The sequence below is a fragment of the Nocardioides sp. genome (genome assembly GCF_029937575.1).
Classification (GTDB): domain Bacteria; phylum Actinomycetota; class Actinomycetes; order Propionibacteriales; family Nocardioidaceae; genus Nocardioides.
The window spans coordinates 51057-66832 of record NZ_JAPYPS010000018.1 but is presented as its reverse complement, the minus strand read 5'-3'; the positions used below and the strand labels follow the sequence as shown (position 1 = coordinate 66832).

Genomic DNA, 15776 nt, shown 5'->3' with positions numbered 1-15776 from the left:
GCCTTCGGCACCGCCTACGGGTCCACCGAGCGCGCCACGCCAGGGTCCGCCGCAGGTCGCAGCCCCGGCATCGACACGGGCCCAGCCTCAGGGGCCGCGAGCCGCCCAGCACCCGAGTGCGGTCCCGACGCCGGCCGACCCCGCGGGCGACGTACGACGCTTCATGACGGCCACCGACTTCCTGGACCGTCGCGACAGCGACCAGCAGCTCGGTCCGGCGACCTGGGGCTGGCGCGGACGCGTGCGCCGGTGGTCGGGCAACCTGATCAAGCCGCAGATGGGGCGCAAGGAGGAGACCTACGAGCACCACCGGGCGGCCATCCAGCGTGACTTCGACGGCCCGCGCACGATTGCCTTCATCAACCCCAAGGGCGGAGCCGCCAAGACGACCGGGGTGCTGGCTGCCGGCTACACGTTCGGGACGGTGCGTGGCGGTGGCGTCGTGGCCTGGGACAACAACGAGACCCGCGGGACGCTCGGCATCCGCGGCACCCGCAGCTCCCACCGCAACACCACGCGCGAGCTGCTGGAGGACCTCGGTCGATTCAAGGACGTCTACCAGTCGCGCATCGGCGACCTGGGGGCGTTCGTGCGCTCGCAGGGCGACGCGCACTTCGACGTCCTGGCCTCCGACGAGCGACCCGACGTCACCGGGACGATCCGGGCGGAGGACTTCAAGGAGGTCCACTCCCTGCTCGAGCGCTTCTACCGGATCATCCTGGTCGACACCGGCAACAACATGCGCGCCGAGAACTGGCTGGCCTCCGCCGAGGCGGCCGACCTGCTGGTCGTGACCAGCACGGTGCGCGAGGACACCGGCTACAGCGGGCTGTGGATGCTCGATGCCCTCCAGGACGCCGGACTGCAGGACCTCAAGCACAAGTGCGTCACCGTCCTGTCCGATCCGTCTCCCAAGGTCGACGACAAGCTGGCCGCCGACCTCGTCGCGGTCTACGAGCAGCGCACCCGCGGCGTCTACCGGGTGCCGTACGACCCGTCGCTCGTGGCCGGCTCGGTCGTCCCGTACGCCCAGCTGTCCGACCACACCCGGATGTCCTGGCTGGCAGCGTGCGCGGGGATGGCCTCAGCACTCTGATCCGTGGGATCGCCTGACCGGAGGTGCTTGACGGTGACCGCCGTCACTGACTGAATCACCGCCATGACGATCACAGTGATCCAGTGGGCCACCGGCGGAGTCGGCAGGGCCGCGATCGAAGGGGTGCTCAGCCACCCCGAGCTCGAGCTGGTCGGGTGCTGGGTGCACAGCGCCGACAAGGCGGGGCGCGACGTGGGGGAGATCCTGGGCCTGGCACCGATCGGGGTACGGGCGACCAGCAGCCTCGACGAGATCTGCGCCCTGGAGGCCGACTGCGTCGTCTATGCCCCACTCGTGCCCGACGAGAACGAGGTCGCCGCCCTGCTGCGCTCCGGCAAGGACGTGGTGACGCCGGTCGGGTGGATCTATCCCAACCCGGCCGCCACCACCGCACTCGTGGACGCATGCACGGCGGGCAGCAGCACGCTCCACGGGACCGGCATCCACCCCGGCGGGATCACCGAGCGCTTCCCGCTGATGGTCTCGGCGGTCAGCGCGCGGGTCACCCATGTGCGCTCTGAGGAGTTCTCCGACATTCGCACCTACGGGGCGCCGGACGTGATCGAGCACGTGATGGGCTTCGGCAAGACGCCCGAGGAGTCGCTCGCGAGCCCGATGGCCTCCCTGCTGGGCGGCGGGTTCCGGTCGTCGGTGCGGATGATCGTGGCCGAGATGGGCTTCGCCGCCGACCCGAAGATCGAGACCCTGCAGGAGGTCGCGGTCGCCACCGCGCCGATCGACTCCCCGATGGGCGTGATCGAGCCTGGCCTCGTCGCCGCTCGACGCTTCCACTGGCGCGCGCTGGTGGACGGCGTACCCGTCGTCACTGCGAGCGTGAACTGGTTGATGGGCGAGGAGCACCTGGACCCCGACTGGAGCTTCGGGGAGGCGGGGGAGCGCTTCGAGGTCGAGGTCACCGGCGACCCGTCGGTCACGCTGACCTTCAAGGGGCTGCAGCCGGACACGATCGAGGAGGTGCTCGTGCGCAACCCGGGCGTCGTGTCGACGGCCAACCACTGCGTCAACGCGATCCCCTACGTCGTGGCGGCCGGGCCCGGCATCAAGACCTACCTCGACCTGCCGCTCATCGCGGGCCGCGCGGCGCCCGAGGTGGGCGCAGCGATCTCCGGCGACCGGTGAGGGTCGGGTGCCCGCGCACGGTCAGGGGACCGCTGTGAGGCACACGCTCCCTGCGGGCGGGAGCTGTTGGAGGATCGGCGGGAACAACGGCGACAGCTGACGCGCTGGGCCAGGTATGCGAGCAGTCGTCTACTCCGAAGTCGGTCCGTCCTCCGTGCTGCGTCTCGTCGAGCGTCCCGAGCCCCAGCCGGGGCCGGGCGAGGTCCTGGTGCGGATCGTGCGCGCCGGGGTGAACCCGACGGACTGGAAGTTCCGCGTGGGCGGCATGGGTCCGCTGCAGTACGACGAGGTCTCGCCCGGTCAGGACGGAGCCGGCGTCGTCGAGGCCGTGGGCGCGGGCGTGACGCACGTCGCCACCGGCGACCGGGTGTGGCTGGTGCTGGCCCAGCACGGCAGAGCCCTCGGTACGGCGACCGAGCTCACGGTGCAGCCAGGTGAGCTCGTCGTGAAGCTGCCCGAGGAGGCGTCGTACGACCTCGGTGCCTCGTTGGGCGTGCCCGCCGTCACCGCCCACCGTGCGCTCACGTCGGGCGAGGCGACCAGTCGGCTCGGACCCGACGCCCTCGCGGGGCAGACGGTCCTGGTGGCCGGGGGCGCCGGGGCCGTGGGCAACTCGGCGATCCAGCTCGCGGCGTGGTCGGGCGCGACGGTGATCACCACGGTCAGCAGCCCCGAGAAGGCAGCGCTGGCGCGTGCGGCCGGTGCCCATCACGTCATCGACTACCGCACCGAGGACGTCGCCGCCCGCATCGCCGAGATCACGGCCGAAGGCGTCGACCTGGTCGTGGAGGTCGCGCCCGCCGACAACCTGGGACTCGACCTGGAGGTCGTCCGCAACCGGGGCACGATCGCGTTCTACGCCAACAACGGCGGCGACGAGGCGACGCTCCCGGTCCGCCCGAGCTTCGCCAAGAACGTCCGGATTCAGGGGCTGCTGCTCTACACCCTGGGCGCCGACCTGCTCGCGGCGGCGACCGAGGACGTCACCGCCGCCGTGGCTGCGGGCGCCCTGCGCGTCGGCGAGGACGTCGGTCTTACGCTCCACCACTACGACCTGGCCGAGACCGCGGCCGCCCACGACGCCGTCGAGTCCGGTGCTGTCGGCAAGGTCCTGCTCGACCTCTCCTGACGCCGACCCGTCACACATGGCGGACGGGTCAGCGCAGATCGCACCGACCCGTCACACATGGCGGACGGGTCAGCGTGGATCGAGGGGTGAGACGGCGGACGGCCGGTGCGCGTACGGCGGCCGTGGCGCTGCTAGTCTCACGCTCGATCGACATCCTTTAACGAGCCGTCCTGTGAGGCGGAGAAGGAGGTCAGGCAGCACTCGTGTGTGCCCAGCCAGCCCCCGACCAGGCACCTGACGACCCGTCAGCGGCCGCGGCCCCGCCGCATCGCGTAGTCCTCGACGCCCGTGACATCACCCGGGCCCTGACCCGCATCTCGCACGAGATCCTCGAGCGCAACAAGGGCGCCGGCGACCTCGTGCTCCTCGGCATCCCCAGTCGCGGCGTGCCCCTGGCGCGGCGGATCGCGGCCCGGATCAAGGAGGTCGAGGGCGTGGACGTCCCGACCGGGTCCCTCGACGTCACGATGTACCGCGACGACCTGCGCAAGCACCCCGCTCGGGGACCGCAGCCGACCGCCGTACCCCCCGGCGGGATCGACGACAAGACCGTCGTCCTGGTCGACGACGTGCTCTACTCCGGCCGTACCGTCCGCGCCGCCCTCGACGCGATGAACGACATCGGTCGACCGGCCGTCGTCCGGCTCGCCGTCCTGGTCGACCGTGGACACCGCGAGCTGCCGATCCGCGCCGACCATGTCGGCAAGAACCTGCCCAGCGCCCGCACCGAGCGGGTGATGGTGCGCCTGGCCGACCTCGACGACGTCGAGGGCGTGTGGATCGCGGGCTCTGCCCCTGACACCCCTGACACCCCTGGCGCGGCCGGCGCCTCCGGCGAGGCCGGGACGGGGGCCACCGCATGAAGAAGCACCTGCTCTCGATCGACGACGTCTCCGCCGACGACGTCGCCACCCTCTTCGAGACCGCCGCGGAGATGCACGACGTGCAGCGTCGCCAGGTCAAGAAGCTGCCCGCGCTGCGCGGTCGCACCGTGATCAACCTCTTCTTCGAGGACTCCACCCGCACCCGGTCGAGCTTCGAGATCGCCGGCAAGTGGCTCTCGGCCGACACGATCAACATCACCGGCAAGGGCAGCTCGGCATCCAAGGGCGAGAGCCTGCGCGACACCGTGCTGACCATCGCCGCGATGGGCGTCGACGCCCTGGTGATGCGTCACGCCGCCAGCGGGTCGGCCCTCCAGGTCAGCCAGTGGGTCGACGCCGCGGTGATCAACGCGGGCGACGGCACGCACGAGCACCCCTCCCAGGCGCTGCTCGACGCCTACACGCTCCAGCGGCGCTTCGGCACCGACGGTCGCCTCGGCAGCCTCGAGGGGCGCCACGTCGTGCTGGTCGGAGACCTCACCCACAGCCGGGTCTTCCGCAGCAACGTGCTGTGCCTGACCAAGCTGGGCGCCCAGGTGAGCGTGGTCGCTCCGCCGACCCTGATGCCGAGCGGCGTCGAGCCCTGGTCGAAGGAGCTCGGCTTCGCGACGTCCTACGACCTCGACGAGGTGCTGCCCACGGCCGACGCGGTGATGATGCTGCGCGTCCAGCGCGAGCGGATGAGCGGCGGATACTTCCCCAGCGCGCGGGAGTACACCGTCGGCTACGGCCTGACCCGCGATCGCCTGGCCACCCTCGGGCCCGACGTGCCGATCTGCCACCCCGGGCCGATGAACCGTGGCCTCGAGATCGCCGCCGACGCCGCCGACGCGGCCCAGTCGCTGGTGCTCGACCAGGTCTCGGCCGGGCTCGCCGTCCGGATGTCGATCCTCTACCACCTGCTCGCCGGGGAGGGCTCCACCTCATGACCGACCAGATCCTCGTCAAGGGCGCCTCGCTGCTCGGCGCCGCCTCCTCCGACCTGCTCATCAGCGACGGTGTGATCGCTGAGATCGGCTCGGTCTCGGCGCCGCAGGCCCGCGTCATCGAGGCCGACGGTCTCGTGGCGCTGCCGGGCCTCGTCGACCTGCACACCCACCTGCGCGAGCCGGGCCGCGAGGACGCCGAGACCATCCTCACCGGATCGCAGGCCGCCGCGGTCGGCGGCTTCACCGCCGTGCTCGCGATGGCCAACACCAGCCCCGTCACCGACACCGCCGAGGCCGCCGAGCGCGTCCACGACCTGGGTCGTACGGCGGGCCTGGTCGACGTCCAGCCGGTCGGCGCCGTGACGCGCGGCCTGGGCGGCCAGGAGCTCGCCGAGCTCGGCCTGATGGCGCGCTCGCGCGCCGGCGTGAAGGTCTTCTCCGACGACGGTCGCTGCGTGGCCGACGCCCGCGTGATGCGCCGCGCGCTGGAGTACGTCAAGGGGTTCGGCGGCGTGGTGAGCCAGCACGCGCAGGACCCCGACCTGGCCGGCGCCACCTCCTGCTGCCACGAGGGCGAGCTGTCCGGACGTCTCGGTCTGCCCGGCTGGCCCGGGGTCGCCGAGGAGGTCATCGTCGCCCGCGACGTGATGCTCGCGCGTCATACCGGCAGCCGGGTGCACGTCGCGCACGCCTCCACGGCCGGCACCGTCGAGGTGCTGCGCTGGGCCAAGGGACTGGGCATCGAGGTCACCGCCGAGGTCACGCCGCACCACCTGCTGCTCACCACCGACCTCCTGTCGGGCTACGACCCGACCTACAAGGTCAACCCGCCGCTGCGCCCCCAGGAGGACGTCGAGGCGCTGCGCACCGCGCTGGCCGACGGCACGATCGACGCCGTCGCCACCGACCACGCCCCGCACGCGCGCCACGACAAGGAGCACGCCTTCGTCGACGCGGCCTTCGGGATGCTCGGCCTGGAGACGGCACTCCCCGTCGTGGCCACCGTGATGGTCGAGTCGGGCCTGCTCGACTGGGCCGGGGTCGCCCGTGTCATGTCGGCCAACCCCGCCCGCATCGCCGGCCTGGGTCAGCACGGCCACGACATCGCCGTGGGCAGCCCGGCCAACCTCACGCTCGTCGATCCTGCCGCGACCGTCACCGTCGATCGCGACGACTCGGTCTCGCTCTCACGCAACAACCCCTGGCACGGGCGCACGCTCGGTGCCGCCGTGCACGCGACGCTGCTGCGCGGCGTCCCCACCGTCCTCGAAGGGAAGCTGGTCTGAATGCCCGAGCCCACCACCGCCACACACACGCCGGCGCTCCTGGTCCTCGAGGACGGGCGCGCCTTCCACGGGGACGCCTACGGCGCCTCGGGGGAGACCTTCGGTGAGGCGGTCTTCAACACCGGAATGACCGGCTACCAGGAGACGCTCACCGATCCGTCGTACCACCGCCAGGTCGTCGTGATGACCGCCCCGCACATCGGCAACACCGGGGTCAACGACGCCGACGCGGAGTCGTCGCGGATCTGGGTCTCCGGGTACGTCGTGCGCGACCCCGCCCGGGTCCCCAGCAACTGGCGCTCCCAGCGCTCGCTGGACGACGAGCTGGTGGCCCAGGGCGTCGTGGGCATCTCCGGGATCGACACCCGGGCGCTCACCCGCCACCTGCGCGAGCGCGGCGCGATGCGCGTCGGGATCTCCTCGACCGAGACCGACCCCGCCGCGCTGCTCGAGCGGGTCCTGGCCTCCGGCGAGATGGTCGGCACGGAGCTGAGCACCGAGGTCTCCACCGACGAGACGTACGTCGTGCCCGCGCACGGTGGTGAATGGGGGGAGAAGCGCTTCACCGTCGCCGCGCTCGACCTCGGCATCAAGGCGATGACGCCCTACCGGATGGCCGAGCGCGGCATCGAGGTCCACGTGCTGCCGGCGAGCGCCACGATCGAGGACGTCCTCGCCGTGGGCGACGACGGGCCCGACGGCCTGTTCTACTCCAACGGGCCGGGCGACCCGGCCGCGACGACCGACCAGATCGGTCTCCTCCAGGCAGCGCTGGAGCGCGAGATCCCCTACTTCGGAATCTGCTTCGGCAACCAGCTCTTCGGCCGGGCGCTCGGCCTCGGGACCTACAAGCTGAAGTACGGCCACCGTGGGATCAACCAGCCGGTGATGGACCGGACCACCGGCACGGTCGAGGTCACCTCGCACAACCACGGGTTCGCCGTCCAGTGGCCGGAGGGAGTACCGCTCGCCGAGTCGGTCTCCACGCCGTACGGGACCGCCAGCGTCAGCCACGTCTGCCTCAACGACGACGTCGTCGAGGGCCTCGAGCTGCGCGACCCCGAGACCGACGCCCTGGTGTCGTTCTCGGTGCAGTACCACCCCGAGGCCGCCGCCGGACCCCACGACGCGGCGTACCTCTTCGACCGGTTCGTGGACCTGCTCAACGATCGCAAGGAGGCCTGACATGCCCAAGCGCACCGACATCAAGAGCGTCATGGTGATCGGCTCCGGCCCGATCGTCATCGGCCAGGCCTGCGAGTTCGACTACTCCGGCACCCAGGCGTGCCGGGTGCTCAAGGAGGAGGGCCTGCGGGTCATCCTGGTCAACTCCAACCCGGCCACGATCATGACCGACCCGGAGTTCGCCGACGCGACCTACGTCGAGCCGATCCTGCCGGAGTACGTCGAGATGATCATCGCCAAGGAGCGCCCCGACGCGCTGCTGGCGACCCTCGGTGGGCAGACCGCGCTCAACGCTGCGATGGCGCTGGCCGAACAGGGTGTCCTGGAGAAGTACGGCGTGGAGCTGATCGGCGCCTCCATCGAGGCCATCGACCGCGGTGAGAACCGCCAGGTCTTCAAGAAGATCGTCGAGGAGCTCGGCGGCGAGTGCGCCAAGAGCGCCATCTGCCACTCGATGCAGGACTGCCTCGACGGCGTCGAGGAGCTCGGCTACCCCGTCGTCGTCCGGCCCAGCTTCACCATGGGCGGCACCGGCTCCGGGATGGCCTACGACGAGACCGACCTGCGCCGCATCGCCGGCGCCGGCCTGGCCGCCAGCCCGACCACCGAGGTCCTCCTGGAGGAGTCGATCCTCGGCTGGAAGGAGTACGAGCTGGAGGTGATGCGTGACACCGCCGACAACGTGGTGATCGTCTGCTCCATCGAGAACGTCGACCCGATGGGCGTGCACACCGGCGACTCGATCACCGTCGCCCCCGCGATGACGCTGACCGACCGCGAGTACCAGGACATGCGCGACCTGGCGATCGGCATCATCCGCTCGGTCGGCGTCGACACCGGCGGCTGCAACATCCAGTACGCCGTCAACCCGGCCGACGGACGCCTGATCGTGATCGAGATGAACCCCCGCGTCTCCCGCTCGAGCGCGCTGGCCTCCAAGGCGACCGGCTTCCCGATCGCCAAGATCGCCGCCAAGGTCGCGATCGGCTACACCCTCGACGAGATCCCCAACGACATCACCACCCGCGACGACGGGCAGAGCACCCCGGCGGCCTTCGAGCCCACGCTGGACTACGTGGTGGTGAAGATCCCGCGCTTCGCCTTCGAGAAGTTCCCGGCCGCGGACCCGACGCTGACCACGCACATGAAGTCGGTCGGCGAGGCGATGGCGATCGGGCGCAACTTCACCGAGGCCCTGCAGAAGGCGCTGCGCTCGCTGGAGAGCAAGGACGCCGTCTTCGACTGGCACCAGGAGTGGGTCGAGCTCGACAAGGCCGCCCTGCTCGAGGCCGTCAGCACCCCGCACGACGGCCGCCTCAAGAAGGTGATGGACGCCCTGCGCGCGGGTGCCACGCCCGAGGAGGTCTTCGAGGCGACCAAGATCGACCCGTGGTTCGTCGACCAGCTGCTGCTGATCAACGAGATCGCCGCCGAGGTCACCGCGGCGCCCGAGCTCACGCCGTCCATCCTGCGCCGCGCCAAGCGGCACGGCTTCTCCGACGCCCAGATCGGCAAGATCCGCGGGATGAGCGCCGACGTGGTGCGCGGGGTGCGCCACGCCCTCGGCATCCGGCCGGTCTACAAGACGGTAGACACCTGTGCGGCAGAGTTCGCCGCCGCCACGCCGTACCACTACAGCTCCTACGACGAGGAGAGCGAGGTCGTGCCGCGTGAGCGGCCCGCGGTGATCATCCTCGGCTCCGGACCCAACCGGATCGGTCAGGGCATCGAGTTCGACTACTCGTGCGTGCACGCCTCGCTGGCGCTGAGCGACCCCGACCTGCCCGGCGGCGGCTACGACACCATCATGGTCAACTGCAACCCGGAGACGGTCTCGACCGACTACGACACCTCCGACCGGCTCTACTTCGAGCCCCTCACGCTCGAGGACGTGCTGGAGATCGTGCACGCCGAGAGCCTCGCCGGGCCGATCGCCGGCGTCATCTGCCAGCTCGGCGGGCAGACGCCGCTGGGCCTCGCCCAGGGTCTGGCCGCCAACGGGGTCACCATCGTCGGCACCTCGCCCGACGCGATCGACCTCGCCGAGGAGCGCGGCGCCTTCGGGCGCGTGCTCGCCGAGGCCGGGCTCGTGGCGCCCAAGCACGGCACCGCCACGTCGTACCCCGAGGCGCAGCGGATCGTCGCCGAGATCGGCTACCCGGTCCTGGTGCGCCCCAGCTACGTGCTGGGCGGTCGCGGCATGGAGATCGTGTACGGCGACGAGTCGCTGCAGGCCTACCTCGAGCGCTACGTCGCCGCCGGACTGATCAGCCCGGCCGCGCCCGTGCTGGTCGACCGGTTCGTCGACGACGCCGTCGAGGTCGACGTCGATGCCATCTTCGACGGCGAGGAGCTCTTCCTCGGCGGCGTGATGGAGCACATCGAGGAGGCCGGGATCCACTCCGGCGACTCGTCCTGCGCGCTGCCGCCGATCACGCTCGGGGCCCGTGAGATCGACCGGATCCGCGTCGCCACCGAGGCGATCGCCCGCGGCGTGGGCGTTCGCGGCCTGATCAACATCCAGTTCGCCCTCGGCTCCGACATCCTCTACGTCCTGGAGGCCAACCCGCGTGCCTCGCGCACCGTGCCGTTCGTCTCCAAGGCCACCGGGACCCCGCTGGCCAAGGCGGCGGCCCGCGTGATGCTCGGCGAGTCGATCGCCGAGGTCCGCGCCGCCGGGTTGCTGCCGGCCACGGGCGACGGCGGGATGCTGCCCTCCGACCAACCGATCGCGGTGAAGGAGGCGGTGATGCCGTTCAACCGGTTCCGCACCGCCGACGGGTCCCAGGTCGACACCATCCTGGGGCCGGAGATGAAGTCGACCGGCGAGGTGATGGGCTTCGACCGCGACTTCGGCACGGCCTTCTCCAAGTCCCAGGCGGCCGCGTTCGGCCCGCTGCCGACCTCCGGCAAGATCTTCGTCTCGATGGCCAACCGCGACAAGCGTTCGATGATCTTCCCGGTCAAGGTGCTCGCCGACCTCGGCTTCGAGATCCTCGCCACCCAGGGCACCGCGGAGGTGCTGCGGCGCAACGGGATGGCCTGCACGGTCGTGCGCAAGCACTTCGAAGGACCGGGCCCGGCGGGGGAGAAGACCACCGTCCAGCTCATCCACGACGGCGAGATCCAGCTGATCGTCAACACGCCGTACGGCGCGGGCAACGGCCAGGCGCGACTCGACGGCTACGAGATCCGCACCGCCGCGGTGATGGCCAACGTCCCGTGCATCACCACGGTCCAGGGCCTCGGCGCCGCCGTGCAGGGGATCGAGGCGAGACGCCGCGGCGACGTGGGGGTCCGTAGCCTGCAGGACTGGGTGACGATCACGCGGGCCTCGACCCAGGCCCAGCAGGCGGGGACGGCCGTCGACTGATGGTCCTCTACCGGCGGCTCTTCGAGCACGGCTTCACCCGGGTCGACCCGGAGCGTGCCCATCACCTGGGGTTTCGCGCCGTACGCTCCGCGGCGCCGGTGCTCCGCGGTCTCGATCGGGTGCCCGGCCGGGGCCGCGGCGGCGAGCCCCAGCCGGTGACGGCGATGGGCCTGACCTTTCCGCACGCGCTCGGGCTGGCGGCCGGCTTCGACAAGAACGCCGTCGGCATCGACGCCCTCGGCGCGCTCGGGTTCGGCCACGTCGAGATCGGGACCGTGACGGGGCAGCCGCAGCCCGGCAACCCCAAGCCGCGGCTCTTCCGCCTGGTGGCGGACCGGGCGATCGTCAACCGGATGGGGTTCAACAACGAGGGAGCCGCAGCCGTCGCCCAACGTCTGGCCGCGCGGCACGCTCGGCGTGCGGCGGGAGCCGGTGGACCTGTCCTCGGCGTCAACATCGGCAAGACCAAGGTCGTGCCGGAGGACGACGAGCGGGCCGTCCTCGACGACTACGGGCTCAGCACCCGGCTGCTCGCGCCGTGGGCCGACTACCTGGTCGTCAACGTCAGCTCGCCCAACACGCCGGGGCTGCGCAGCCTGCAGTCGGTCGAGCGGCTCCAACCCCTCCTCGAGCACGTACGGCGGGTCGCCGACGGCGTCACCACCACGCGCGTCCCGCTGCTGGTCAAGTTCGCCCCCGACCTGGCCGACGAGGACGTGCTCGCGGTCGCCGACCTCGCGCTCACCATCGGCCTGGACGGGATCATCGCCACCAACACCACGATCAGTCGAGACGGCTTGCGCAGCCACCCGGCCGAGGTCGAGGAGATCGGTGCCGGAGGCCTGTCGGGCCGGCCCCTGGCCGAGCGGGCCGATCGCGTGCTCCGACTGCTCCGCGGCCGCGTCGGGCCCGATCTGACCCTCGTCGGGGTGGGTGGCATCACCACCGTCGAGGATGCGCGAGGCAGGCTGGAGGCCGGCGCCGACCTGCTCCAGGGCTACACGGCGTTCATCTACGAGGGGCCGTCGTGGCCCCGCACCATCGTGAAGGGACTGGTCTGATGGGTTGCGAGAGGTCGGTCGCGAGCTCGGAGGTGGCGCGGTGACGTTCGGCGACTACCAGATCGAGCTCTACCTGGGCGCGCTCGGCGGCAACCTGCCCCAGCACCCGTTCACCTACGCCGAGCTCGAGGCCGACGCCCTGGCGGCGTTGCCGCCCGAGCTGCGCACCTACGTGGCCGGCGGCAGCGGCACGGAGTCGACCCAGCGCGCCAACGCGACGGCGTTCGACCGGTGGGCACTCGTGCCTCGGATGCTGCGCGCCTCCGTCGAGCGCGACCTCTCGGTCGAGCTCTTCGGCACCACGGTGCCCAGCCCCCTGATGATGGCGCCGGTGGGGGTGCTCGGCCTGGTCACGCCGGACCAGCACGGGGACGTCCACGGGGCCGAGGTGTCGGCCGCCACCGGTGTGCCCTTCATCGGCTCGACGCTGATGAGCGACCCGCTCGAGGACGTAGCCGCGGCTCGCGGCGACGCGCCGCTGTGGTTCCAACTCTACACGCCGAAGAACCGCGAGCTCGCCGCCAGCCTGGTCTCGCGGGCCGAGGAGGCCGGGTACGACGCCATCGTGGTCACCCTCGACACCTGGGTGCCGGGCTGGCGCCCGCGTGACCTGGCGAGCGGCAACTTCCCGCAGCTGCGCGGCAAGGCGTTGGCCAACTACACCTCCGACCCGGTCTTCGCCGAGATGACCGGGCCGGACCCGGACCTCGGCACGACCGTGATGACGTGGGTCGGCACGTTCGGCAACCCCCTGTCGTGGGACGACCTGGCGTGGCTCCGGTCGCTGACCGACCTGCCCCTGGTCCTCAAGGGGATCTGTCACCCCGACGACGCCCGGCGCGCGCTCGACGAGGGTGTCGACGGCATCTACGTCTCCAACCACGGCGGTCGCCAGGCCAACGGCGGCGGCGCGGCGATCGACTGGCTACCCGGCGTGGTCGAGGCGGTGCGCGCCCACCCCGACAGGAGCGAGGCTCCGGTCGTCTTCGACTCCGGTGTCCGCACCGGCGCCGACGTCGTCAAGGCGCTCGCCCTCGGCGCGACCACCGTGGCGATCGGGCGCCCCTACGTCTACGGACTGGCGCTGGGCGGGGTCCCCGGAGCCACGCACGTGCTGCGCTCCCTGCAGGCCGAGACCGACCTGATCATGGCCGTCGACGGCTACCCACGGCGCTGCGACCTCACGTCCGACGCTCTGGTGGAGGTGCCGTAATGGGTTTCGATAGGCCGGTCGCGAGCTCCTGCGTCGCTCGCGCGGCTACTCAACCTCCCGGCGTGATCCACTCCCTCGTCGGCTCGGAGGTGGCACCGTGAACTTCGGCGCGCGCTTCCGCGCCGCGTTGGACGCGCGTGGTCCCTTCTGCGTCGGGATCGACCCGCACGCCGCCCTGCTGCACGACTGGGGCCTGACCGACGACGTGGCAGGCCTGGAGCGCTTCGCGCTCAGCGTCGTCGACGCCGTCGCCCCCCTGTGCTCGGTCGTCAAGCCGCAGTCGGCCTTCTACGAACGGTTCGGCTCGCGCGGCGTCGCGGTGCTCGAGCAGGTCATCGAGGCCTCGCGCGCGGCCGGGGCGCTGGTCCTGCTCGACGTGAAGCGCGGCGACATCGGCTCGACCTCGCAGGCCTACGCCGACGCCTACCTCGATCCCGCCAGCCCGCTGGCCGCCGACGCGATCACGGTCAGCCCCTACCTCGGGTTCGGGTCGCTCTCGCCCTTCGTCGACGCCGCGCGACGCCACGACGCCGGGCTCTTCGTGCTGGCGCTGACCTCCAACAAGGAGGGGCCCGAGGTGCAGCACGCCTCGGTCGCGCCCGACCAGAGCGTGGGGGAGCGGATGCTGGAGCACCTGCGCGCGCTCAACGACGACGCCACCCCGCTCGGCTCGTTCGGCGCCGTGGTCGGTGCCACCATCGACGACAGGATCGACGAGCGGACCGTCTCCTTCGGCTTCAACGGACCGATCCTGGCCCCCGGCTTCGGGGCCCAGGGTGGCACGGCCGCCGACATCCGGCGGATCTTCGGTGCGGCGGCCGGCAACGTCACCGCCAGCTCCTCGCGCGAGGTGCTGCGCGCCGGCCCCGGCGCGGTCGCCATGCGGGACGCCGTACGACGTGCCAACGACGCGTTGGTCGGCCTCGGGTGAGCGCAGGCAGCGGCAGGGGCCGCCGACGTCGCAGGGGGTGGACCGCGGCTGTCCTCACGGTGGTGCTGGGCGTGGGTCTCGCCGGCTGCGGTGACGACGATCCCTTCGCCCGATACTGCGACGAGGTCGCCGACCAGCAGCGGCCCTTGACCGAGGCAGCCGCGGCGGGACCCACGCGAGGACTGCTCCAGGCGTTGCCGAGCTTCCGGGCGCTGCAGGAGAAGTCGCCCGACGACATCGCCGACGAGTGGGCGGTGGTGGTCCAGCGGCTCACCGTGCTCGACGACGCCCTCGAGGCGGCGGACGTCGACGCGACGACGTACGACCCGGCCCAGCCCCTCGAGGATCTGTCGGGCGAGGACGCGGCCGCGATCAGGGCGGCCGCCTCGGGCCTGGTCACGGAAGCGATGCGCACTGCGCTGGACGCGGTGCAGCAGCAGTCCCGCGATGTCTGCAAGACGCCCTTGAGCCTGTGACGGCGGCTTCGACCCGGCGGGAGCAGACCGGCGTTGCCGCGTGCTGCGTCATCTGACTAGATTGGCCTCTCAGCGGCACGCTCCCGCCGCCTGGACCGATGCAGTCAGATACGAAGGACCCCACGTGGCTTTGCCCCCGCTGACCCCCGAACAGCGCCAGGCGGCGTTGCAGAAGGCTGCGGCCTCCCGACGCGAGCGGGCCGAGGTGAAGAACCGGCTCAAGAACTCCGGGGCCTCCATCAGCGACGTGATCGCCGAGGGCCAGGCCAACGAGGTCATCGGCAAGATGCGCGTGGTCGACCTGCTCCAGTCGCTGCCCGGGCTCGGCAAGGTCCGCGCCCGGCAGGTCATGGAGCGGCTGGGCATCGCCGAGTCGCGGCGTGTGCGTGGCCTGGGCACCAAGCAGATCGCCGCGCTCGAGCGCGAGTTCGCGCCCGACAACTCGTGACCCACGACCCCGGCCGGCCCGTGGGGGAGCAGAGCGGCTTTCGCCGACTGGTCGTCCTCGCCGGACCCACCGCGGTCGGCAAGGGCACGGTGGCGACCGCCGTGCGCGAGCGGCACCCCGAGGTCTGGCTCTCCGTCTCCGCGACGACGCGTGCGCCTCGTCCCGGCGAGGTCGACGGCGTGCACTACCACTTCGTCGACGACGCGACCTTCGACGCGATGATCGCCGACGGTGACCTCCTCGAGTGGGCCGTGGTCCACCGAGCGGCCCGCTACGGCACGCCCCGGGGACCGGTCGAGGAGTCCCTGGCGGCCGGACGACCCTCGATGCTGGAGATCGACCTCCAGGGCGCCCGCCAGGTGCGCGCCACCATGCCCGAGGCCGTCTTCGTCTTCCTCAAGCCCCCGTCGTGGGACGAGCTCGTCCGCAGGCTGGTCGGGCGTGGCACCGAGACCGACGCCGAGCGCGAGCGCCGTCTCGACACCGCACGCGAGGAGCTGGCGGCCGAGAGCGAGTTCGACGTGACGATCGTCAACCACGAAGTTCACGATGCAGCCGACGAGTTGGTAGCCTTGATGACGGGCTCCGGTCATCCCGGCGTCCCGCCCCATCCGTGAACCCACTC

Annotated in this window: 14 protein-coding genes; all 14 read left to right on the top strand. The window is 71.6% G+C overall.

Translation table 11 applies throughout. The features are described from left to right. Nucleotides 1–1096 (top strand): hypothetical protein (locus Q1K33_RS08850; protein WP_300402916.1); only part of this gene is annotated, 1096 nt, incomplete at its 5' end. A gap of 63 nt (nt 1097–1159) precedes the next feature. Beyond that, nucleotides 1160–2236, top strand: a complete 1077-nt coding sequence (locus tag Q1K33_RS08845; protein WP_300402915.1) for a hypothetical protein — start codon at nt 1160–1162, stop codon at nt 2234–2236. Nucleotides 2237–2351: 115 nt separating this feature from the next. After that, a complete protein-coding gene (locus tag Q1K33_RS08840; protein ID WP_300402912.1) occupies nt 2352–3365 on the top strand; it encodes an NADPH:quinone reductase in 1014 nt (337 codons plus the stop codon). Between the two features lie 203 nt (nt 3366–3568). Continuing rightward, complete coding sequence (pyrR, locus tag Q1K33_RS08835) at nt 3569–4228, top strand: bifunctional pyr operon transcriptional regulator/uracil phosphoribosyltransferase PyrR (RefSeq protein WP_300402909.1); 660 nt, start codon at nt 3569–3571, stop codon at nt 4226–4228. Continuing rightward, nucleotides 4225–5178, top strand: coding sequence for an aspartate carbamoyltransferase catalytic subunit (locus Q1K33_RS08830; protein WP_300402907.1), 954 nt, complete (start codon nt 4225–4227; stop codon nt 5176–5178). Before pyrR ends, Q1K33_RS08830 begins: the two co-directional genes overlap by 4 nt. Then, nucleotides 5175–6464, top strand: coding sequence for a dihydroorotase (locus Q1K33_RS08825; protein WP_300402904.1), 1290 nt, complete (start codon nt 5175–5177; stop codon nt 6462–6464). Before Q1K33_RS08830 ends, Q1K33_RS08825 begins: the two co-directional genes overlap by 4 nt. Continuing rightward, nucleotides 6465–7649, top strand: a complete 1185-nt coding sequence (gene carA / locus Q1K33_RS08820) for a glutamine-hydrolyzing carbamoyl-phosphate synthase small subunit (protein ID WP_300402901.1) — start codon at nt 6465–6467, stop codon at nt 7647–7649. It begins immediately after the preceding gene. 1 nt (nt 7650) lies between these two features. Beyond that, complete coding sequence (carB, locus tag Q1K33_RS08815; protein ID WP_300402898.1) at nt 7651–11022, top strand: carbamoyl-phosphate synthase large subunit; 3372 nt, start codon at nt 7651–7653, stop codon at nt 11020–11022. Continuing rightward, a complete protein-coding gene (locus Q1K33_RS08810; RefSeq protein WP_300402854.1) occupies nt 11022–12083 on the top strand; it encodes a quinone-dependent dihydroorotate dehydrogenase in 1062 nt (353 codons plus the stop codon). Before carB ends, Q1K33_RS08810 begins: the two co-directional genes overlap by 1 nt. Nucleotides 12084–12123: 40 nt before the next feature. Next, on the top strand, nt 12124–13296 hold the full coding sequence (locus Q1K33_RS08805; RefSeq protein WP_300402852.1) for an alpha-hydroxy-acid oxidizing protein: 1173 nt from the start codon (nt 12124–12126) through the stop codon (nt 13294–13296). A gap of 97 nt (nt 13297–13393) precedes the next feature. Beyond that, complete coding sequence (gene pyrF / locus Q1K33_RS08800) at nt 13394–14227, top strand: orotidine-5'-phosphate decarboxylase (protein WP_300402850.1); 834 nt, start codon at nt 13394–13396, stop codon at nt 14225–14227. A 62-nt stretch (nt 14228–14289) separates the two neighbouring features. Continuing rightward, entirely contained in the window at nt 14290–14703 is a 414-nt protein-coding gene (locus Q1K33_RS08795) for a hypothetical protein (RefSeq protein WP_300402847.1), read from the top strand. A gap of 124 nt (nt 14704–14827) precedes the next feature. Further along, nucleotides 14828–15151, top strand: a complete 324-nt coding sequence (gene mihF, locus Q1K33_RS08790; RefSeq protein ID WP_300402845.1) for an integration host factor, actinobacterial type — start codon at nt 14828–14830, stop codon at nt 15149–15151. Then, complete coding sequence (gmk, locus tag Q1K33_RS08785) at nt 15148–15768, top strand: guanylate kinase (protein WP_300402843.1); 621 nt, start codon at nt 15148–15150, stop codon at nt 15766–15768. Before mihF ends, gmk begins: the two co-directional genes overlap by 4 nt. Nucleotides 15769–15776 lie beyond the last annotated feature (8 nt).